Source organism: Bradyrhizobium sp. AUGA SZCCT0105 (genome assembly GCF_018129565.1).
Taxonomy (GTDB): Bacteria; Pseudomonadota; Alphaproteobacteria; order Rhizobiales; family Xanthobacteraceae; genus Bradyrhizobium.
In genome coordinates this window covers 544,036-562,928 of record NZ_JAFCMK010000001.1, presented here as the reverse complement: position 1 = coordinate 562,928, position 18,893 = coordinate 544,036, and the positions used below count along the sequence as shown (strand labels likewise).

At 64.7% G+C, this 18,893-nt stretch carries 21 protein-coding genes and 1 pseudogene; 12 read left to right on the top strand and 10 right to left on the bottom strand.

Features of this window, described 5'->3' with window-relative positions; genetic code table 11:
• Window positions 1-27: 27 nt before the first annotated feature.
• Window positions 28-1,191, bottom strand: coding sequence for an acyl-CoA dehydrogenase family protein (locus JQ573_RS02625; RefSeq protein ID WP_212317606.1), 1,164 nt, complete (start codon window positions 1,189-1,191; stop codon window positions 28-30).
• A 283-nt stretch (window positions 1,192-1,474) separates the two neighbouring features.
• The gene (locus tag JQ573_RS02620) at window positions 1,475-2,152 is read right to left on the bottom strand and encodes a nitroreductase (protein WP_212317607.1); all 678 of its coding nucleotides are present in this window, start codon (window positions 2,150-2,152) and stop codon (window positions 1,475-1,477) included.
• 150 nt (window positions 2,153-2,302) lie between these two features.
• Between JQ573_RS02620 and JQ573_RS02615 the strand changes: the two genes are divergently transcribed.
• The gene (locus tag JQ573_RS02615) at window positions 2,303-2,551 is read left to right on the top strand and encodes a hypothetical protein (protein ID WP_092113602.1); all 249 of its coding nucleotides are present in this window, start codon (window positions 2,303-2,305) and stop codon (window positions 2,549-2,551) included.
• A 103-nt stretch (window positions 2,552-2,654) separates the two neighbouring features.
• Here the strand turns inward: JQ573_RS02615 and JQ573_RS02610 are convergent, their stop codons facing one another.
• From JQ573_RS02610 to JQ573_RS02600, 3 genes are all read right to left on the bottom strand, one after another.
• Window positions 2,655-2,900 (bottom strand): PilZ domain-containing protein, encoded by a 246-nt coding sequence (locus JQ573_RS02610; protein WP_171947549.1) that lies wholly within the window; start codon window positions 2,898-2,900, stop codon window positions 2,655-2,657.
• A 70-nt stretch (window positions 2,901-2,970) separates the two neighbouring features.
• Entirely contained in the window at window positions 2,971-3,942 is a 972-nt protein-coding gene (locus JQ573_RS02605) for an AraC family transcriptional regulator (protein WP_249131191.1), read from the bottom strand.
• On the bottom strand, window positions 3,902-4,264 hold the full coding sequence (locus JQ573_RS02600; protein WP_212317608.1) for a hypothetical protein: 363 nt from the start codon (window positions 4,262-4,264) through the stop codon (window positions 3,902-3,904). Before JQ573_RS02600 ends, JQ573_RS02605 begins: the two co-directional genes overlap by 41 nt.
• On the opposite strand from JQ573_RS02600, the gene JQ573_RS02595 reads away from it, so the two are divergent.
• From JQ573_RS02595 to JQ573_RS02585, 3 genes are read left to right on the top strand one after another with little or no spacing between them, the layout of a single operon-like run.
• The gene (locus JQ573_RS02595) at window positions 4,254-5,363 is read left to right on the top strand and encodes a DUF2336 domain-containing protein (protein ID WP_212317609.1); all 1,110 of its coding nucleotides are present in this window, start codon (window positions 4,254-4,256) and stop codon (window positions 5,361-5,363) included. The two genes, JQ573_RS02600 and JQ573_RS02595, sit on opposite strands and share 11 nt — an antisense overlap.
• Before the next feature lie 8 nt (window positions 5,364-5,371).
• Window positions 5,372-5,707 (top strand): PilZ domain-containing protein, encoded by a 336-nt coding sequence (locus JQ573_RS02590; RefSeq protein ID WP_212317610.1) that lies wholly within the window; start codon window positions 5,372-5,374, stop codon window positions 5,705-5,707.
• A gap of 4 nt (window positions 5,708-5,711) precedes the next feature.
• Entirely contained in the window at window positions 5,712-5,909 is a 198-nt protein-coding gene (locus JQ573_RS02585; protein ID WP_212317611.1) for a hypothetical protein, read from the top strand.
• A 24-nt stretch (window positions 5,910-5,933) separates the two neighbouring features.
• On the opposite strand, the gene JQ573_RS02580 is transcribed toward JQ573_RS02585, so the two are convergent.
• Window positions 5,934-6,809, bottom strand: a complete 876-nt coding sequence (locus tag JQ573_RS02580) for an MBL fold metallo-hydrolase (RefSeq protein WP_212317612.1) — start codon at window positions 6,807-6,809, stop codon at window positions 5,934-5,936.
• A gap of 128 nt (window positions 6,810-6,937) precedes the next feature.
• The gene (locus JQ573_RS02575) at window positions 6,938-7,234 is read right to left on the bottom strand and encodes an HU family DNA-binding protein (RefSeq protein WP_092113589.1); all 297 of its coding nucleotides are present in this window, start codon (window positions 7,232-7,234) and stop codon (window positions 6,938-6,940) included.
• A 543-nt stretch (window positions 7,235-7,777) separates the two neighbouring features.
• Here JQ573_RS02575 and JQ573_RS02570 point away from each other — a divergent pair.
• The 3 genes and pseudogenes from JQ573_RS02570 to JQ573_RS02560 all read left to right on the top strand — a co-directional run bounded on the left by JQ573_RS02570 (window position 7,778) and on the right by JQ573_RS02560 (window position 10,054).
• Window positions 7,778-8,752, top strand: a complete 975-nt coding sequence (locus tag JQ573_RS02570; RefSeq protein ID WP_212317613.1) for a glycerophosphodiester phosphodiesterase family protein — start codon at window positions 7,778-7,780, stop codon at window positions 8,750-8,752.
• 79 nt (window positions 8,753-8,831) lie between these two features.
• Entirely contained in the window at window positions 8,832-9,464 is a 633-nt protein-coding gene (locus tag JQ573_RS02565; protein WP_212317614.1) for a DapH/DapD/GlmU-related protein, read from the top strand.
• 52 nt (window positions 9,465-9,516) lie between these two features.
• Window positions 9,517-10,054, top strand: a pseudogene (locus JQ573_RS02560) (REP-associated tyrosine transposase).
• A 40-nt stretch (window positions 10,055-10,094) separates the two neighbouring features.
• Here the strand turns inward: JQ573_RS02560 and JQ573_RS02555 are convergent.
• Complete coding sequence (locus JQ573_RS02555) at window positions 10,095-11,717, bottom strand: ABC-F family ATP-binding cassette domain-containing protein (RefSeq protein ID WP_212317616.1); 1,623 nt, start codon at window positions 11,715-11,717, stop codon at window positions 10,095-10,097.
• Between the two features lie 160 nt (window positions 11,718-11,877).
• Between JQ573_RS02555 and JQ573_RS02550 the strand changes: the two genes are divergently transcribed.
• The 5 genes from JQ573_RS02550 (at window position 11,878) to JQ573_RS02530 (ending at window position 17,760) form a co-directional block, all read left to right on the top strand.
• Window positions 11,878-12,321, top strand: a complete 444-nt coding sequence (locus JQ573_RS02550) for a DMT family transporter (RefSeq protein ID WP_212317618.1) — start codon at window positions 11,878-11,880, stop codon at window positions 12,319-12,321.
• A 277-nt stretch (window positions 12,322-12,598) separates the two neighbouring features.
• Window positions 12,599-13,693 (top strand): hypothetical protein, encoded by a 1,095-nt coding sequence (locus tag JQ573_RS02545; RefSeq protein WP_212317620.1) that lies wholly within the window; start codon window positions 12,599-12,601, stop codon window positions 13,691-13,693.
• Between the two features lie 142 nt (window positions 13,694-13,835).
• A complete protein-coding gene (locus tag JQ573_RS02540) occupies window positions 13,836-16,610 on the top strand; it encodes a xanthine dehydrogenase family protein molybdopterin-binding subunit (RefSeq protein ID WP_212318040.1) in 2,775 nt (924 codons plus the stop codon).
• Window positions 16,607-17,131 carry a (2Fe-2S)-binding protein gene (locus JQ573_RS02535; protein WP_212317622.1) on the top strand — a complete coding sequence of 175 codons (525 nt, stop codon included), beginning with the start codon at window positions 16,607-16,609 and terminating at the stop codon, window positions 17,129-17,131. Before JQ573_RS02540 ends, JQ573_RS02535 begins: the two co-directional genes overlap by 4 nt.
• An 11-nt stretch (window positions 17,132-17,142) precedes the next feature.
• The gene (locus tag JQ573_RS02530) at window positions 17,143-17,760 is read left to right on the top strand and encodes an Isoquinoline 1-oxidoreductase subunit (protein WP_212317624.1); all 618 of its coding nucleotides are present in this window, start codon (window positions 17,143-17,145) and stop codon (window positions 17,758-17,760) included.
• Between the two features lie 9 nt (window positions 17,761-17,769).
• On the opposite strand, the gene JQ573_RS02525 is transcribed toward JQ573_RS02530, so the two are convergent.
• A complete protein-coding gene (locus tag JQ573_RS02525) occupies window positions 17,770-17,919 on the bottom strand; it encodes a hypothetical protein (RefSeq protein ID WP_212317626.1) in 150 nt (49 codons plus the stop codon).
• A 154-nt stretch (window positions 17,920-18,073) separates the two neighbouring features.
• Complete coding sequence (locus JQ573_RS02520; protein ID WP_212317627.1) at window positions 18,074-18,892, bottom strand: tetratricopeptide repeat protein; 819 nt, start codon at window positions 18,890-18,892, stop codon at window positions 18,074-18,076.
• Window position 18,893 lies beyond the last annotated feature (1 nt).

Below are 18,893 nucleotides of genomic sequence, written 5' to 3'. Positions count from 1 at the left end.
GAAGGGTAACGTGGCTCACTCCACGTGCTAGCCGCCACGCAGGCCGAGCACACGGCGGGCGATCGCCTGGCGATGGACCTCGCTCGGGCCTTCGTACACCCGCATCAGGCGGGCCTTCTGCCAGAGCGCGTTGAGCGGCAATTCCAGCGTCACGCCGAGTGCGCCGAGCGTCTGCATGGCGTGGTCGCAGGCGTCATAGGCCATCTCGGTCGCGAACACCTTGATCATCGAGGCCTCGTGGCGAATGTCCTCGCCGCGATCGGTCTTGTCGGCGGCCTCGCGCACCATCAGCCGGCACGCATGCATGCGCGTGGAGATGTCGGCGATCCACCACTGGATCGCCTGGCGCTCGGCGAGCTTCACGCCGAACGTCTCGCGCTGCCTGGCGTGCTCGCACATCATGTCGAGCGCGCGCTTGGTGATGCCGACGCAGGTCGATCCCATCTCGAGCCGCCGCGTGCGCAGGCGCAACTGCATCGGCGCGTAGCCCTTGCCGACTTCGCCCAGCACCGAGTCCTTCGGGATGCGGCAATCCTCGAACACGATCTCATAGGTCGAGCCGCCGCCGACCATCGGGATCTCGCGCTCGATGATGAAGCCCGCCGTGCCCTTCTCGACGATGAAGGAGGTGATGCCGCCCTGGCGCTGGTCGTTGCCGACGCGCGCCATCACGATGATGAAGTCCGCGGCGCGCGCATTGCTGATCCAGATCTTGCGGCCGTTCAGCACCCACTGTTCGCCATCGAGCACCGCGCGCGTCTTCATGCCCGCGGGATCGCCGCCGGCGCCGGGCTCGGAGATCGCGATCGCCGACGCCATCCGGCCCTCGATATAGGGCTGCAGATATTTCTTCTTCTGCGCGTCGGTGCCGACCGCCTGCAGCATGCGCAGGTTCGGCGAATCCGGCGGCAGCACGAACGGCACGCAGCTGCGGCCGAGCTCTTCATGCACCGCGGCCATCGTGCGCGTCGGCAAATCGTGGCCGCCGAGCTCCTCGGGCGCGTCGAGGCCCCAGAGGCCGAGCTCCTTGGAGACGTCGCGCAGCCGCTTGCGCTGCTCTGCGGTGAGCTCGGGATGATCGCTGCCGGGCAGTTTCGATTTCAGATATTGCGGCTCGAGCGGGATGAGTTCGCGATCGACGAATCTCGCGACGGTCTCGCGGATCATGGCTGTCTGTTCATCATCGCTCATCTGAGATTCCTCGCCTGTGCTGTTTCGCTTCACAAAACCAGTAGCGCATTTTTTATCGGCAGGAATAGCGGAAACGCGCGCACGCGCTCACGCTCGCGCAAGGGTTTCATGGAGCGGAATTCAATATCCCGCGGCGCGGTCAGCGCGTGCGCAATTGCGCCGGCCGACCGGGCGCGTCGAGCAATCGATCACGCAGCACGAGGTGATTGGCTGCAAGCAAGCGATCGACGATCAGTGCTCAGATCGCCGATGCTGCCGCACCTCCGCACGGGTCGCGGCCTCCCTAGTCGGCAAAGCCGACATAGCGGACAAAATCGCTGTTGGCCTCGCGGTCCGACCGCACCGCGTTGGCGGCAAAACTATCGTCGGGATAGCCCATCGCGACGCAGGTCATGATCGCCTGGTCTTCCGGGATATTGGCGACCTCGCGCACGATGTCGGAGCGCATGATGCCCTGGCCGTTGATCACGCTGCCGAGGCCGCGATCCCAGGCTGCCAGCACGATGCCGTAGCAGAGCGCGCCGAGGTCGAAATGGCAGACCGCGCCGGGATCGAGGATCCGGTCATAGGCCAGCACCAGCGAGACCGGGGCGTCGAACTGCCGGAAGCCGCGCAGCACCCAATCCTGTCGCATCGGCTTGTCGTCGCGGGCAATCCCCATGGCGCCGAACAGCTTCTTGGCGATGTCGACCTGGCGGCCGCGGTGCACGCCCTGGTACTCGCCATGGCTGATGATGTCGCGCTTGGCCTTGGCGCCGGCGATCATCTCCTCCATGTTGCGGCGGCGCACTTCTTCCAGCGGCGCCCCGGTCAGGACATGGACGTGCCAGGGCTGGGTGTTCATCGAGGACGGCGCGCGCTTGGCCACCTCGATGATCTCCTCGACGGTCGCCCGGGACACCGGCTGCTTCTTGAACCCGCGCACGCTTTTGCGTGTCTGTACCAGCGTCTCGAATTCCATTCCGCGTTTCCCCCATTTTGTTCCGCGCTGCACACGGAATTTTCTCGCAGCTCACCGGGTATTTTATAGACAAATTCGGCTGTGGGAACTTGATCGGGCCAAGAATCCGATATCCAATCCGGCCACTGGTTTGGTTTAGGGAGAACCCAGATGAAGCGGATTTTCTTGGCGGCCGTGATCGCGACCTTTGCCGCCGGTTCGGCATTTGCACAGGACGCCTCCTGCGAGACGAAGGCCGTCGGCAAGGACGGCAAGCCGCTGGCCGGCGCGGCCAAGACCTCGTTCATGAAGAAGTGCACGATGGATACCTGCGAGACCAAGGCGGTGGGCTCCGACGGCAAGAAGCTCGCCGGCGCGGCCAAGAACTCGTTCATGAAGAAGTGCCAGAGCGGCGCCTGAGCCCCTCGCCGGCGCTTATTTAGCCCCCTCAATCGGGACAGACTTCATCGGGACTCAATCGGGTCGCGCAGGGCGCGGCCCGAACCGCCGTTGATCGGCGTCCTCAGAACGAGACGCCGACCCGGACGCCCTTGCTCCAGACCCGCCGGCAACGCTTCCGGGTGTTGCCGTGAAACATCTCGAAACGCTCGGGCAACTGGACCGGCTTGGAGAATTCCAGGCAGGCTCCGCCCGCGGAATAATCCACCAGCCGGCATTCGATCAGCGGCGCCTTCGGTTCGAGCTGGAGCTTGACCACGCTGGATACACATCCTGTCGGTCGAACACGCGCAAATCGTCGGGGATGCATCAGCCCGCCTCTGGTGGAATCGTACCAACAGATTCCTCGACGGCCGTTAAGATTTCGTTCAGGCGGATCGTTACGATTCGTGTCCGCCACCAGCCGGATCGGCGGGCGCGACGCCGGCACGGCGCGAAGCCGCCAGCGTCTCCGATGGCGCTTCCCCGAACTGCGACCGGTAGCTCCGCGAAAAATCGCTGAGGTGCCAGAACCCGTAAGCCAGCGCACAGGCCTTGACGCTGGGTGCACCTGCGAGCAGCTGCTGGCGCACCAGCCAGAGCCGGCGCAGCCGCAGATAGCGATGCAGGCTGATGCCCCGGTAGCGCTGGATCGCGTCGTGCAGCGTGCGCACCGACACACCGATCTGCCTGGCGAGTTCGCCGCTGTAGATCGGGTGAGCCACGTCGCCGGCCAGAATGGCGCGCGCGTCGTTGAAGACCTTGAACTGGCGCGTCGTGTTGGCCCGCGTCGCCCACTTGGCCGGCACGATCTCGGCGAACGCGTTGTCGATTGCGGCGAGCAGCGTCTCCTTGATCGACACGCCCGTCGCGAACTCCGCAATCGTGACCTGGTCTGACGTGACGAGCAGGACCTGCCTCACCACTTCGCGCAGGCGATCCTGCGCGCGTTGAGAGATCTCGTGAATGCTGAAATGGAGCCCGGCACTCGGCCAGCCGCGGTCGACAATCTCGGGCGTGAACATTACCGAGACATATTGGCGGGGCGTCTCCTCCACGGAGGTGTAGAACGCGCCGCCGCCACCGAGTACGATCACCGCACGATCGCGCTCGACGCCGTTGAACCGGATCGGAACGCCGTCATCCATCGTGAAGCCGACCGCGGTGGTCTGCCGCGCAAGCTGCGCGTCGACGATTCGCGGGAACGACTGCGTGTAGTTGAGCTCGCATCCCGGCAAACTCAGGATGACCTGCTCGGCCGAAATCTTCCGCGCAAGTGGCGTGAAATCAACATCCAGATCTCGGATCGAACTCCGGAATGCATCAACATCGTCAAAACGAAAGACTCTCGGCACCAGCAATGGCGCCGTCAAATGACTGCTCCTGCAAAATGGTCTCTAAAATTTGCACGCGGCGCCGCGCACAGCGCACCGGCCGCATTGATAAATTGCATGCACAAAATTCGAATCGTCCAATGAGCTCAATCAGGAAAAATGCGATCCGTTGGTCGAACCGGACAATCTGGAAAAATAGCGCTGCTGCCGAATTTCGATAGTGTTTGCCGGGATATCCACCGTTGGGATCAGCCTCCACATCGATTTCTATACCCCTATTAAAGATTCGGGGAGCAGATTGACGCTGGGAACGATGCTGTTCCCCGTCGCGGAACATTTTAGGGACCGCAATGACAGCCATTGCCTCGCCCGATCTGATTGCCAAGCTCGACCATGTCTTGAGAGCAGGTTCCCCAGACCTCCGCACGCGCATGCTGCAGGAGGTGGCCGGGCTGTTTCTCGACGACGCTCACCGTCTCAGCGAGCACCAGGTCGGGCTGTTCGACGACATCCTGATCCGTCTGACCGAGAGCGTCGAGCTGCGCACCCTGACCACGCTCAGTCGCTCGCTCGCCGACTTGCACCTGGTGCCGCGGGAGCTCGCCCGTCGCCTCGCCAACCATGACGATGCCGATGTCGCCGCGCCGATCCTGCGAAACTGCGCGTGCATTCCGGACGCCGATCTGATCGACATTGCCTGGATGCGGGCCGAGGGACATCTCTGCGCGATCGCAGGACGCAAGGCGGTCAACCAGGAGCTCACGGACATTCTGCTGATGCGAGGCGACAGCAATGTGCTTCGCGCGCTCGCACGCAATCCCGGCGCGGACATGACCAGCGCAGGCCTTGCCATGATGGTCGATGCCGCCGAACGCGACGGGGACATCGCAGCCGCATTGGTCTCGCGCAAGGACCTGCCTCACCGCGTTCTTGCCGATCTCGTCATGCGATCCACGCCGCGCCAGCAGGCCCGGCTGCTCAGGATCGCCCGCCCCGAAATCCAGCACGCGATCCGCGCCGCCATCGATGCAAGCGCCGCCCGCGCCTCCGCAAGCCCACCAGCCACGATCGACTATGCGGAGGCGCGGGCCACGGTGATGGCCCTCAACAATTCCGGACAGCTGAACGATTCCAGCGTCAACCGTTTCGCGATCCGGCAGGAAGTCCACAACGTCGTCGCGGCGCTGGCGCAGCTCGCGACCGTTCCGATCGCGACGATCGCGCCGTTGATGGAAGCCGCCGACATCAGCGGGCTCGTGATCGCCTGCCGTGCATCGCGACTGAACTGGAATACGACGGCCACCATCGTCAGCTACCGGAAGGCCGGATCGAAGGTCCCACCGGATCAGCTTGAGCAGGCCCGGAAGATGTTCGAAGCGCTGCCGCTCTCAAATGCGCAGCGCATGATCCGGTTTGGCTCGCTGAGCGACCTGGCTGCGAAACCCCTTCAGGCAGTGTGAGTTGCGCAATGGCGTATGGTGACCGCAGGGCGGAGCGCGTCAAGCTTGAGACGCGCCATCCCGTCAATCTCATGGGGGTCGACGGAACGTGGCGGCGGAGCTGCATCCTGCTCGACGTCTCGCAAAGCGGTGCCCGGCTCGAGGTCGACGGAACGCTTGATGTGCTGAAGGCCCAGGAGTTCTTCCTGGTCTTGTCCTCGCGCGGACTGGCGTTCCGCCGCTGCGAGCTGGTTCGTGTCGACGGCACCGAGATCGGCGTGCGATTCATCGAAGAACGAAAGCGAAAGGGACGCGCCGTCATTCCGAGATCAGGATTGGCGGCAACCGGCACGAGGAGAAGTTGACGACATGACCATGCAGAGAGCAACAAGCATCGCGGTATCGGCGGTCTCCGCCGCACCATTGCGCGGCACCATCGCAATCGAGTGTGCCGGCAGCGTCGCGACGTTCGAGATCGACGAGGAGCTGGCCCATCGCCTGTGCAGCGATCTCGAACGGTTTCTGACCCAGGTTCCGCGCCGGACCAGCGCGGCGCGGTCCGGCTGACATTGCCCCGAACGCCCGCGCCGCCTACTCGCGCTTGAAGCGATAGTCGAAGCGGTCGCCGTCCGCCTTGATCAGGCCGACCGTGGGGGCCGGAAAATGGATCGGCAAGATCAGCGTGTCGGTCCCGGCAACGGAGGCAAAGAACTTTCGCCGCGAGACCGCCGATTGCTTCGGATCCCAATCGGGCCTGGCCGACCACTCCGGCTCGCGGCACTGGATCGCGTGGTGCATCAGGTCGCCGGCGACCACCGCGCGCTGCCCCTTCGAGAAGATGTTGACGCAGCAATGGCAGGGCGAATGGCCCGGCGTCGGCGTCAGCGTGACGGTGTCGTCGAGCGCATAGTCGTCGTTGACCAGGAGCGCCTGCCCGGCTTCGACGATCGGCAGGCAATTGTCGCGAAACACCGTGCCGGGCGGATTGGCGCCCTTGGCGTTCTCGGCCTCCCAGGCCGCATACTCGCCCTTGTGGAAGACGTATTTCGCATTCGGGAAGGTCGGCACCCAGCGCCCGTCGCGCAGCGTGGTGTTCCAGCCGGTGTGATCGATGTGCAGATGGGTGCAGAACACGTAGTCGATCTGCTCATAGGAGATACCGAGCGCGAACAGTTCGTTGCGCCAGCGCTCCTTGCCCGGGAAGTCGAACGGCGGCGGGTGTCCCTTGTCCTCGCCGGTGCAGGTGTCGACCAGGATGGTGTAGCGCGGCGTCCGCACCACGAAGGTCTGATAGGTGATCACCATCATGCCGCGCGCGGCATCGAAGACCTCCGGCTCCATCGTCTTCAGGTGATGCCTGAACACATCGTCGTCATAGGTCGGGAAGAAATCCTGCGGCCGCCGCCACGGCCCCTCGCGCTCGATCACCGCATCGATCGTGATGTCGCCGATCCTGATCTGCTTCATGCCGCTTCGCTCCCGCTCTTTTTTGAGAAGCGTAGCGGGCGATGGTGGGCCGGACAAGCCGGACACAGCGCGGCAGGCCATGCGCCGCTGCATTGCTTGCGCGCGTGGCTTGCCGCAAACCGTAGTCTTTAAACAGCGTCCTTGGCGACCTTGAGAGGCGATGCCTTGACCGACTTGCTGGCCGGCTTCGCTGCAAATTCCATCGGCTCTTTCGTGAAAGGATTTACACCGCTGCGAGCTTCCGTGGCAGGCTTATGCACGACAGACATTTTCACAAAGCCAGGAATGACGAACTCACCGGATTCGTTCAGCTCCTTGTAGCCAACAGTCGCCATATGCTCGATGACGGTCCTCACGTCGTTCTTCGATATCTGCGTGCCCTCGGCAATCGCGTCGATCAATTGATTTTTCGTCATCTTGGCCATGCTGAAATCCTCTGAATTTGGGGGGCGCGCGAGCTACGATGTAACTCTGTCCAGAATGTGGTAGAGCCACGCAGTGCGCTTCTTGTTCATGCCAACGGTCATGAAGTCACCGGGCTTAGAACCTATCGAGGCCCGAAACGCAAGCATGCGCAACAATCTGCAGTGTATATTTCTCGACCCGGCTAGCGCCTTGATTCCGCGCGCGGACTTGCTCAGCAAGGCGATTGCCGTTGTCGACGAGTTCAAAGAACCAGGCCGCGGCAGCAAACTGCGAACCACCATCGCCTTGCCCGCTCGCCGTGATAGACGACGAGGAAGTATCGCCAGAACGGTGCCAGGACGTCGCCCGCCGCTCGATCGCTGCCGGCAGCAAGATCGACGTCGTGGTCCATCCCGGTGCGACCCACGACTTCACAGCGCGGCGCTCAGGGATGCGATGGTGAGGTCGATTGCCGCAGTCGACGGCTTGAAGGATTAGGCCGCCGCAAATCGACCAGAAACGCCTCCTACCCGGAGCAACCATCCAGCAGGGAAACGAGTCGCTTGGGCAGGAAATTGAAATACGCGGCAGCGGCTATCGTTGCCATCACCGCCGGCATCTACCTCAACAACTCCAGTCTTCTCGCAACCCACGCCGGCGGCAAGCCGGTGCTCCTCGCCCATCGCGGCATGGCGCAGCGCTTCGACGAACGCGACCTCAGGAACGACACCTGCACCGCGGCGCGCATGCTGCCGCCAACCCACGACTATCTCGAGAACACGATCCGCTCGATGCAGGCGAGCTTCGATCGCGGCGCCGATATCGTCGAGCTCGACGTCCATCCAACGACCGACGGCGAATTCGCGGTGTTTCACGACTGGACGGTCGATTGCCGGACCGACGGCCAGGGCGTCACCCGCGAACAGCCGATGGCACGGCTGAAGATGCTCGATATCGGCTATGGCTACACCGCCGATGGCGGCAAGACCTTTCCATTCCGCGGCAAGGGCATCGGGTTGATGCCATCGCTGGACGAGGTGCTCACGACCTTTCCGGATCGCCGGCTCCTGATCAACGTCAAGAGCCGCGATCCCTCCGAGGGCGAGAAGCTCGCGGCGGCCTTGAATGGGCTTCCCACCGAGCGACGCAAGCTGATCATGGTCTATGGCGGCGACGATCCGATCGAGGCGATCCGGCGTCTTGCGCCGGGGATGTGGACGATCTCGCGCGCAGCGATCAAGCGCTGCCTCGTGCGCTATCTCGGCTATGGCTGGACCGGCATCGTGCCGGACGCCTGCCGCGACGCCATCGTGCTGGTGCCGATCAACTACGCGCCGTGGCTGTGGGGATGGCCGGACCGTTTCCTCAACCGCATGGCGGCGGCAAACAGCGTGGTGTTCGTGCTCGGCCCCTATCAGGGCGGCGAATTCTCGACCGGGGTCGACGATGCCGAGCTATTCCGGCGCCTGCCCGAGAACTATTCCGGCGGCATCTGGACCAACGAGATCGAGACTATCGCCCGTCTGGCCGGCCGCTAGATCCGGCGTCTCCTGTCATCTCGCCGTCATAGAAATCGTGCGACTGAAGCCGCCGCTCGCCGCATCGAGGACAAACCTTATGACCGAATCGAACCCGCCCCGCCCCAAGCTTGCCGAGACCGTCATCGAGCCGACGGTCAAGCTGCGGGAGGTCAAGGTCGGCCGTTGCTGCGAAGTCCTCGGCGACACCGCGGTCGAATACACCGAGCTCGGCGATTACTCCTACCTCGGCAGCGGCTGCATGGTCGCCGATGCCCAGATCGGCCGGTTCTGCGCGATCGCGGCGCAAGTCCGGATCGGCGCGCCCAATCATCCGGTCGAGCGTCCCTCGCAGCATCGCTTCACCTACTGCCCCGAATACTACTCGGCGTCCGCCGAGCGCGATCATGGCTTCTTCAGCGATCGGCGCGCCGACCGCGTCGTGATCGGCAACGACGTCTGGATCGGCCATGGCGTGATCGTGCTGCCCGGCGTCACCGTCGGAGACGGCGCAGTGCTCGCGGCCGGTGCGGTGGTCTCGCGCGATGTCGCGCCCTACACCATCGTTGGCGGCGTGCCGGCCCGGCCGATCAAGGAGCGGTTCAACCGCAAGATCGCGGCCGAGCTGTCGCAGATCGCCTGGTGGAACTGGCCACCCGAAACCATCTGGGAGCGGCTACCGGAATTCCAGGCCGGCGACGTCGAGGCGTTCTGCGCACGGTGGCGGGTTTAGCAAACCCCGTAGCCCGGATGAAGCGAAGCGAAATCCGGGGTAATCTATCCGTATGGTGCAATATCGACGTAACTTCATACCCGGCGGCACGTTCTTCTTTGCGGTTACGCTGGAAGACCGCGCATCGTCGCTACTGGTCGAGCATGTCGGGCTGTTGCGCGATGCCTTTCGCGCAACGCGCGCCAAGAAGCCGTTCACGGTGGACGCCATCGTGATCCTGCCAGAGCACCTGCACACGTTGATGACATTGCCACGCGGCGATGCCGACTTCTCTGATCGGTGGCGCCAGATCAAGAGCCACTTCACGCGCTCCGTTGTTGCCGCCGGCGTGCCGCTCTCCGCAAACCACCGCGGCGAGTACCCGCTTTGGCAGAGACGGTTTTGGGAACACACCATCCGCAACGAACACGATCTTGAGCGGCGCATCGGACTACATCCACCACAATCCTGCCAAGCACCGGCTGGCCTCCTCGCCTGCCGACTGGCAACACACGTCCCTTCACCGATACATCCGGGATGGGATATTGCCGGCTGATTGGGGCGGCAGCGGAGCGACAGACAACGACGACTTTGGCGAGCGGAAGGACTGACCCGGATTTCGCTTCGCTACATCCGGGCTACGAAGCAGTACTAACTCCGCAATCCCGGCGCTTCCTGTCCGGTGCGCGCGACGTATTCGGTGTAGCCGCCGCCATATTGATGGATGCCATCCGGCGTCAGCTCCAGCACACGGTTGGAGAGCGCGGCGAGGAAGTGCCGGTCGTGGGACACGAACAGCATCGTGCCCTCGAACTCGGAGAGTGCATTGATCAGCATCTCCTTGGTGGCGAGATCGAGATGGTTGGTCGGCTCGTCCAGCACCAGGAAGTTCGGCGGATCGAACAGCATCTTGGCCATGACGAGCCGCGCCTTCTCGCCGCCCGACAGCACCCGGCACTTCTTCTCGACATCGTCACCCGAGAAGCCGAAGCAGCCGGCGAGCGCACGCAACGAGCCCTGCCCGGCTTGCGGAAATGCGTCCTCCAGCGACTGGAACACGGTGCGCTCGCCGTCGAGCAGGTCCATCGCGTGCTGGGCGAAATAGCCCATCTTGACGCTGCCGCCGACCGCGACCGCGCCGTCGTCGGGCTCGGTTGAACCGGCGACCAGCTTCAGCAGCGTCGACTTGCCGGCGCCGTTGATGCCCATCACGCACCAGCGCTCCCGGCGGCGGATCATGAAGTCAAAGCCGTCATAGATGCGCTTGCTGCCATAGGCTTTGTGGACATTCTTCAGGCTGACGACGTCCTCGCCCGAACGCGGCGCCGGCTGGAATTCGAACGCCACCGTCTGCCGCCGCCGCGGCGGCTCGACCCGCTCGATCTTGTCGAGCTTCTTGACCCGGCTCTGCACCTGGGCTGCGTGCGAGGCGCGCGCCTTGAAACGCTCGATGAACTTGATCTCCTTGGCGAGCATCGCCTGCTGCCGCTCGAACTGCGCCTGCTGCTGCTTGTCGGAGAGCGCGCGCTGCTGTTCGTAGAACTCGTAATTGCCGGAATAGGTGGTGAGCTGGCCGCCGTCGATCTCGACCACCTTGTTGATGATGCGGTTGATGAACTCGCGGTCATGCGAGGTCATCAGCAGCGCGCCTTCATAGCCCTTCAGGAACTGCTCCAGCCAGATCAGGCTTTCGAGATCGAGATGGTTGCTCGGCTCGTCGAGCAGCATGACGTCGGGACGCATCAGCAGAATACGCGCAAGCGCGACGCGCATTTTCCAGCCGCCGGAGAGTTTGCCGACGTCGCCGTCCATCATCTCCTGGCTGAAGCCGAGACCGGACAGCGCCTCGCGCGCGCGGCCGTCGAGCGCGTAGCCGTCGAGCTCCTCGAACTGATGCTGCACCTCGCCATAGCGCGCGATGATGTCGTCCATCTCATCGGCCTTGTCGGGGTCGGCCATCGCGGCCTCGAGTTCCCGAAGCTCGGCTGCCACCACGCTGACGGGCCCCGCCCCGTCCATCACCTCGGCGACTGCGCTGCGGCCGGACATTTCGCCGACATCCTGGCTGAAATAGCCGATCGAGATGCCGCGATCGAGCGAGACCTGGCCTTCATCGGGGATTTCCCGGCCCGAGATCATCCGGAACAGCGTGGTCTTGCCGGCACCGTTCGGGCCGACAAGGCCGATCTTCTCGCCCTTCTGGAGCGCCGCGGAGGCTTCGATGAAGAGGATCTGGTGGCCGACTTGCTTGGAGACGTTATCGAGGCGGATCATGCTCTCATACTGGGAACTGAGGGTTTGCGGCCTCTTATTCGATCTGGGACGTGGGTGGAAGCCCATTCCTCGGGGTTTCGCGCCGTGCTCCATGCATGCCACGAGCGTTGCCGATGGAATATGACATGAGGCTCTTCAGCGGCCGGTTTTGGGGCGTCACATGCAAGTCTGGTTTCTCTATCTGCTCGCGCTCGGCGCCGGCATCGCCGTGGCTGTTCAACAGGTCCTGAACGGCAACCTCCGGTCCGCCCTGAACTCGCCGGCCTGGGCCGGGCTCATCAGCTATCTCGGCGGCCTCGTGACGATGGCGGTCGTGCTGGTCGCGACGCGGGAGCCGGTGCCGTCCTGGAAACTGGTATCGGCTGTGCCATGGTGGGCCTGGAGCGGCGGCATCCTCGGCGGCGTCTTCATCCTGCTGATGATCCTGCTGCTGCCGTCGCTCGGCGCCGCGACCTTGCTGGCGCTGGTGGTCGCGGGTCAGATGACCGCAGGCATCGCGATGGACCATTTTGGCGTGTTCGGGCTGGCGCAGCATCCGGTATCGATTTCACGACTGGCCGGCATCGCGCTGATCATCGGCGGCGTGCTTCCGATCAAGGATTGAGGCCATCGGCAAGCCGGTCGATGCGATTGATTCCCTGAATGAGAAAGCTCCGCTGAATCCGTCGTCGAATGACGTTATGACGCAAGCACCCGGGCAGTCTCCGGGTGTGGACACCCGCCGATTCGTCGCTTAGCTGTAAGCACCCGCCCTCGTCGTGTTGCGTCATGCGGGACCGACCATCCCTGTTCATTTGCGTCAAAAGAATTGCGCATCCCGCCAGCGTCGAGAGGCCGCATCCCGGGCTTCGGCGTGAGTCGGAGGTTGCGAGGAGCACAACATGACCCATCGTTTCCGTTTGGTCGTCGCCGCGCTGGCGTTGCTGCTCGGCAGCGGTGGCGCGGCGCTGGCCCAGTCGCAGCCCGACTACATGGCGCCGATCTCGGGCAAGACCGCCTCCACGCCGGCCGATATCGCGACCAAGGACGTGCTTGCGCTCAACACCGGCATGTTCGAGCTCTATGGCGATGCGGCGCGGATCTTCCAGAAGAACATCCTCGACAAGCATCCGGTGATCCTCGGCCTGTTCTCCGGCGCCGGCGGCCGCCTGATCCTGTACCGGCCGGGCAAGCCGCCGACCGAGGCGCCGCAGGTGCCGGTGGTCTATCAGCTGCTCAAGTCGGTCGGCCACAGCACGATGGCGCTGGCCGAGGTGGTCGGCCCCTATGTCGACAATCCCGACGACAAGGCGTGGCGCGGGTCGATGCAGGCCTATCGCAGCCGGATGCAGTCGGCGCTCGACGGGCTCGATGCCGCGGCAATGCAGGCGGACTGGCGCGACAACAACCGCGCCATCCTCAAGAACAACATCGCCTTCATGGATGAATGCCTCACCGCCGGCGCGATCCCCTTCGCGACGCTCGAGGCATTCGGCAAGAAGCAGGCGCCGCTGCTCGCCAGGAACGTCGCCTGGGCCGCGCAGACCCAGGTCGCGCACTGGATGACCGTCATGGCCGACTGGAAGACCCAGCTCGGCGCTGACTGGGACAAGACCTATGGCGCGAGCAACACGATCTATGTGGCGCGGCAGAACAACGTGATCTTCAGCGTGCTGGCGCAGTTCTTCGGGCCTGACGCCATCAACAGCCGCCTGATGCTGATCGAGACGATCTCCTTCACGACCACGCCGTCGGACATGCTGGAGTCGCTGACCCGGATCATTGCCGACCGCTCGGTCGGCGCGCTGTTCTTCGGCAGCTACCATTTGATGGACTACGAGCTGATGGGGGGCGATGCGCGCGAGGCGATCATCGCCGAGACCAAGAAGCGCGGCATGACGACCTTCCTGCCGCCGCTGGTGCCGTTCGGTTCCAAACAGTGGCCGACCCTGATCACCCCGGGTCCGGGACCGGCCACCATCGCCGACCTCAAGTGAGGCCAAATCTACAAGCGAGAAGGCTACGACCTATTGCGGCATTGCGATTGCGCTCGCTTTGCCGCAACACTGAAGCGTGCATTTTGTCAATTCATAAACCGCGGCGCGACACGCCGCCGAAGCGTTGATGAGAGATCAGACCATGCGGCCCTCGCGACGCGACTTCGTGAAGTGGTTGTCGGCAGGCGGCATCTCGGTCAGCCTGTCGCATCTGGCGCTTGCGAAGGAACCGGCCTTCGCGAGCCGCGAGACGCTTCCCGGTCGCGGCCATTTCAATCCGGCGGCCAAGGGCGCCGGCCGGGTCGACGGGATGGCCAAGGTCACCGGCGCAAAGCTCTACGCCTCCGACTTTCGTGCCGCCGACATGCCCGGCTGGCCTGCGACCACCTCGCACGCCATCCTGGTCCGCGCCAACGACGCCACGCATGTCTATGCCGGCATGGACCTCGCCCGGCTCGATGGTCCGGCGAAGCCCTCGGTCGTCGTGACATCGGCCGATCTCGACCGGATCGGCACGCGGGTGCCGGAGTTCTACACCGGCGATCTGTTCTGCCCGGTCGGCACGACGCCGCTCTATCTCGGACAGCCGGTCGCGCTGCTGATCTTCGAGCAGTTCGACGCCTTGGACCGGGCGCGCCTCGCGCTGCGCGACGTCGGCTTCGTCAAGTTCGGCGACGAGACCGGTCCGGTCGTCCTGCCGAACTTCGGCGCGTATCGCTTCACCCGCGTGGCCGGCGCCACGCCCGATGCGCCCGACGTCTATTCGCCGATCCAGGCCGGCTGGGTCTCACCGAGCCGGATCCAGAACGCGGCACTGCCGGTCTGGCTGCCGCTCGCCAAGGAGACCAAGGCCGACTACGCCAAGGCCGCGATCCATGGCGAAAAGATCCGCGCCCAGCTCGCCAAGGACGATCCGTCGCAGCTCGTGCTCGACCGCGAGTTCGAGACCCAGTCGGTCGATCCGATGTTCCTCGAACCCGAGAGCGGGCTCGCCTGGTACAGCGACAACAGCGGCAATCTCGAACTGGTGCTCGGCGTGCAATCGCCCTATGAGGCGACCGAGTCGATCGCCTTCATGCTCGGCAAGGCCCGCCCGCCCTTCCGCCCCTCGCACATCAACGCGCAGTTCGCCCATATCGGCGGCGGCTTCGGCGGCCGCGACCACACCCCGTTCGTGCTTTACGTGGCGCTGGCGGCAATGTTCTTTCCGGGACGGCCGGTGCGGCTGGCGCACGACCGCTACCAGCAATTCCAGGGCGGCATCAAACGCCACCCGATCAAGATGCGCTCGCGGATCGGCATCGATCGCAAGAGCGGCAAGATCACGGCATTCGCCGCCGACCATGTGCTCGACGGCGGCGGGCTCGCCAACTTCTCCGCCAACGTCGCGACCGTGGCCGCCACCGCGGCGATCGGCATCTACGACGTCCCGAAGGTCGACGTCACCACGGTGGCGCTGCATTCGCGCGGCGTGACCGCGGGGTCGATGCGCGGCTACGGCACGCTACAGACCATGACCGCGCTGGAAGTGCTGATCGACGAGGCGGCGAGCGAGCTCAAGGTCGATCCGATCGCGTTCCGCCGCAACAATGCGCTGAAGCAGAACGGCCGGACCATGACCGGCAATCCCTACATCGTGTCGGTGCGCACGTCAGACATCCTCGACAAGCTCGAAAAGCATCCGATCTGGCAGCAGCGCGCCGCGTTCAAGCAGAAGGCATCGGAGGGACAGCTGGTCGGCACCGGCGTCGCATGCGTCACCAAGGATTACGGCGCGGGCGCGGATTGCTCACTCGGCCGGGTCGAGATCGATCCCGAGGGACGGATCGCGATCTTCTGCGATCACGTCGAGATGGGCAACGGCATCGGCACCGCGCTTGCCAACCGCGTTGCCGGCCATCTCGGCGTCGTCGCCGATGAGGTCGCCGTCTCCAGGGTCGACAGCTATGACGCGCTCGGGCTCATCACTTCGGGTGATCCCTACACGATGGATCAGAAGACCCAGGATCTCGCCGAGAAGAATCCGCGCTGGGTTCCCGCGATCAGCTCGGCGACGAGCGCGTCGATCGGCGCCCATGTCGGCACGCATTCGTCGGCCGAAGCCGCCCGCGTCATCTTCCGCTTCGGCCTGTGGCCGGCGGCACTCGAGCTCTGGCAGATCGGCAAGGCCGATCCGCGCACCGGGCAATGGGATAGAGCGCGCTGGAACGAGGGCCAGCTCGTGCTCGATGATCTCGCGCCGCTGCCGCTGCCCAAGCTTGCCGCGACTGCGCATGCGCGCGGCTTCGTCACCGGCGCGGTGGCGCACAGCTTCTCGCGCTGGGCCTGGTCGCGCGCGCGCTTCCCGCTGTTCGGCGAGCAGTACCGCGCCGAGATCGACGCACTCGCGATCCGCCGCGGCCGCAGCAGGTTCGAGCGGATCGACCGCGTCAGCGTCAAGTTTCCGCCGACCGACAACAACCGGATCGGCACCGCCTACACCTCGATGTGCGGCACGCTGGTCCGTGTCGAGATCGAGCGCACGACCGGCATCCTGCGCATCGCGAAGGCCTACAGCGTGTTCGAATGCGGCCAGGCGCTGGTGCCTGAAGTGGTGCTGGGCCAGTCGCATGGCGGTTTTGCCATGGGCGTCGGCTACGCGCTGCTCGAAACCCTGCCGCCGTTCGAAGGCGGCCCCGGCAACGGGCAGTGGAATCTCGGCCAGTACCTGATCGCGCGCGGCTCCGACCTGCCGCTGCACGATCTCGAGATCGAGATGCTGCCGCCGCTGACGCCGGACGAACCGCCGAAGGGCATGGCCGAAGTGGTGATGATCCCGATCGTGCCGGCGCTGCTCAACGCCATCAACGATGCCACCGGCTATCGCTTCCGTTCATTGCCGGTGACAACGAGCCTGCTCAAGGGAGCGCTTGCGTGACGACGCTCAACCTCACCATCAACGGCCGGAAGCACGGCCCGATCGAGGTCCGCGACGACCTCTCGATGAACGACTTCCTTCGCGAAATGCTCGGCATGACCGGCACCAAATTCGGCTGCGGCGCCGCGCAATGCCTGAGCTGCGCCGTCATCATCGATAACCCCGACGGCACGAGCTACACCACCCCGACCTGCGTGGTGCCGGCGGCGAATTTCGACGGCAAGGCGATCCGCACAGTCGAGGGCCATGCCAAGGACGGCGAGCTCTCCGCGTTGCAGCGCGCCTTTATCGAGCATTTCGCGTTCCAGTGCGGCTATTGCACGGCCGGCTTCCTCAACGAGGGCCAGGTGCTGCTCGAACTTCTGGCAAGAGAGCCGGTGGCGCGGGACCAGCTCGAGACCGTCATTGCAGACGCGCTCGATGGCCATCTGTGCCGCTGCACCGGCTACATCAAGTATCATCAGGCGGTGCGCGACGTGATCCTCGCCGATGCCAAGCGCTATCTGACCGCCAACAAATGAGCGCACGCGCGATGACATCGGAAACGCGGTTTCGGATCATGGCAGTGCTGACGGCTCTCGCGACCAGCCTGTGTGCCGGCTATGCGGCATCGGAAAGCGCAAGCCACGCCCTCGCCTCGCCAGAAAGCTTTGCCGGAATCGAGAATGCCGAGCAGCGCTCCGCGGCGATCTTCACCGAGCTCGGCAAGGTGCTCACCCATCCGCGCTGCACCAATTGCCATCCCGCCGGCGACAGCCCGCGGCAGGGCGACATCGGCCGCATGCACCAGCCCCCGGTCACGCGCGGCGCCGACGGCCATGGCACCAACGCGATGCGCTGTTCGATCTGCCACCAGCACGCCAATTTCGATCCCGGCCGGGTGCCGGGTCACCCGGAATGGCATCTCGCGCCGCGCGAGATGGCCTGGGCCGGGAAAACCATCGGCGAGATCTGCGAGCAAATCCGCGACCCCGCGCGCAATGGCGGCCGCAAGGTCGAGGATCTGATCGAGCATATCGGCAAGGACACGCTGGTCGGCTGGGCCTGGCATCCCGGTTTCGGCCGCTCGCCGGCGCCGGGCACGCAGGCAGAGGCCGGCGCTCTGGTCGAGGCCTGGGTGAAGACCGGCGCAGCCTGCCCTGCGCCCTAGCACACACGCTTAGTGGCGCTTGAAGTACTGCACGTCGCGCTCGTGCTTCTCTGCTGCCGCGCGTGACTTGAAGGTGCCGAGATTGCGGCGCTTGCCGGTCTTCGGATTGACCTTGCGAGAATACAGCCGGTACTCGCCGGAAAGCAGCTTGCGGATCATGACATCGCCTCACCAATGCCTGTCGCACGGCAACGACATGCGACCGCGAGCGTTCCTAGAGCTTCGGTTCTGAGTGAATCAGAACCGAAGCTCTAGATTCTTGTTTGACGCGTTTTCTTCACGCGAACCGGTGTCCACTTCGCTCGAAAACGCTTTAGAAGCAGAGATTTGTCACGGCATTGCCGCGCTTGTCCTTGATCACGTACGGACAGCGGGCGCGCTCCAGCGCCTTCTTGGCGTCCTCGTCGCCGAGCGCCGCTGCGCGCTCGTAATAGGCTTTTGCCGCATCGCTATCCTTCGGACCGCCGCGGCCGGCCTGCGCGAAGGCGCCCATCCGCTCCAGCGCGCCCGGATGGTTCTGCGCGGCAGCCTTCTCGAACAACGCCCGCGCGCCGGCATCGTCCTGCGCGCCGCCCTTGCCCTCAGCCAGCATCATGCCGAGCTGGTACTGCGCCTCCGCATTGGTCTCGGCAGACTTGGCGAGCAATTCGCGCGCGCGTGCCGGGTCGGACGCAACGCTGCCGCCGAGCGCGGCGAGATTGCTGACGCCGCGCGCGTTGCCGGCCTGCGCCGCGCGCTCGAACAATTTGCGCGCCTGCGCCTCGTCTTTGGCGACGCCGGTGCCATTGCCGTAGAGCACACCGAGCTCGACCATCGCCGACGTCGAGCCCTTGTCGGCCGCCTTGCGCCAGGCCGACATTGCTTCCGCGGTCTGCCGGTTGGCCGCATAGGCACGGCCGAGCTCGTACATCGCGCGGCGCGACGATTTTGCCGCCACCGCGCAATACTTGATCGCAGTCGCGATATCCGCCGACGCAATTTCGGGCACGCCCTTCACGTCAGCCGGCTTGTCGGGATCGGTGGGATCGGCGGCAAGCCGGTCGCACAGCACGAGGTCGGCCGATTGCGCGTAGGCTAGCACAGGTGCGGCCAGCGCCACGGCAAGGACAATTGCATGGAGTGTTCTGAACATG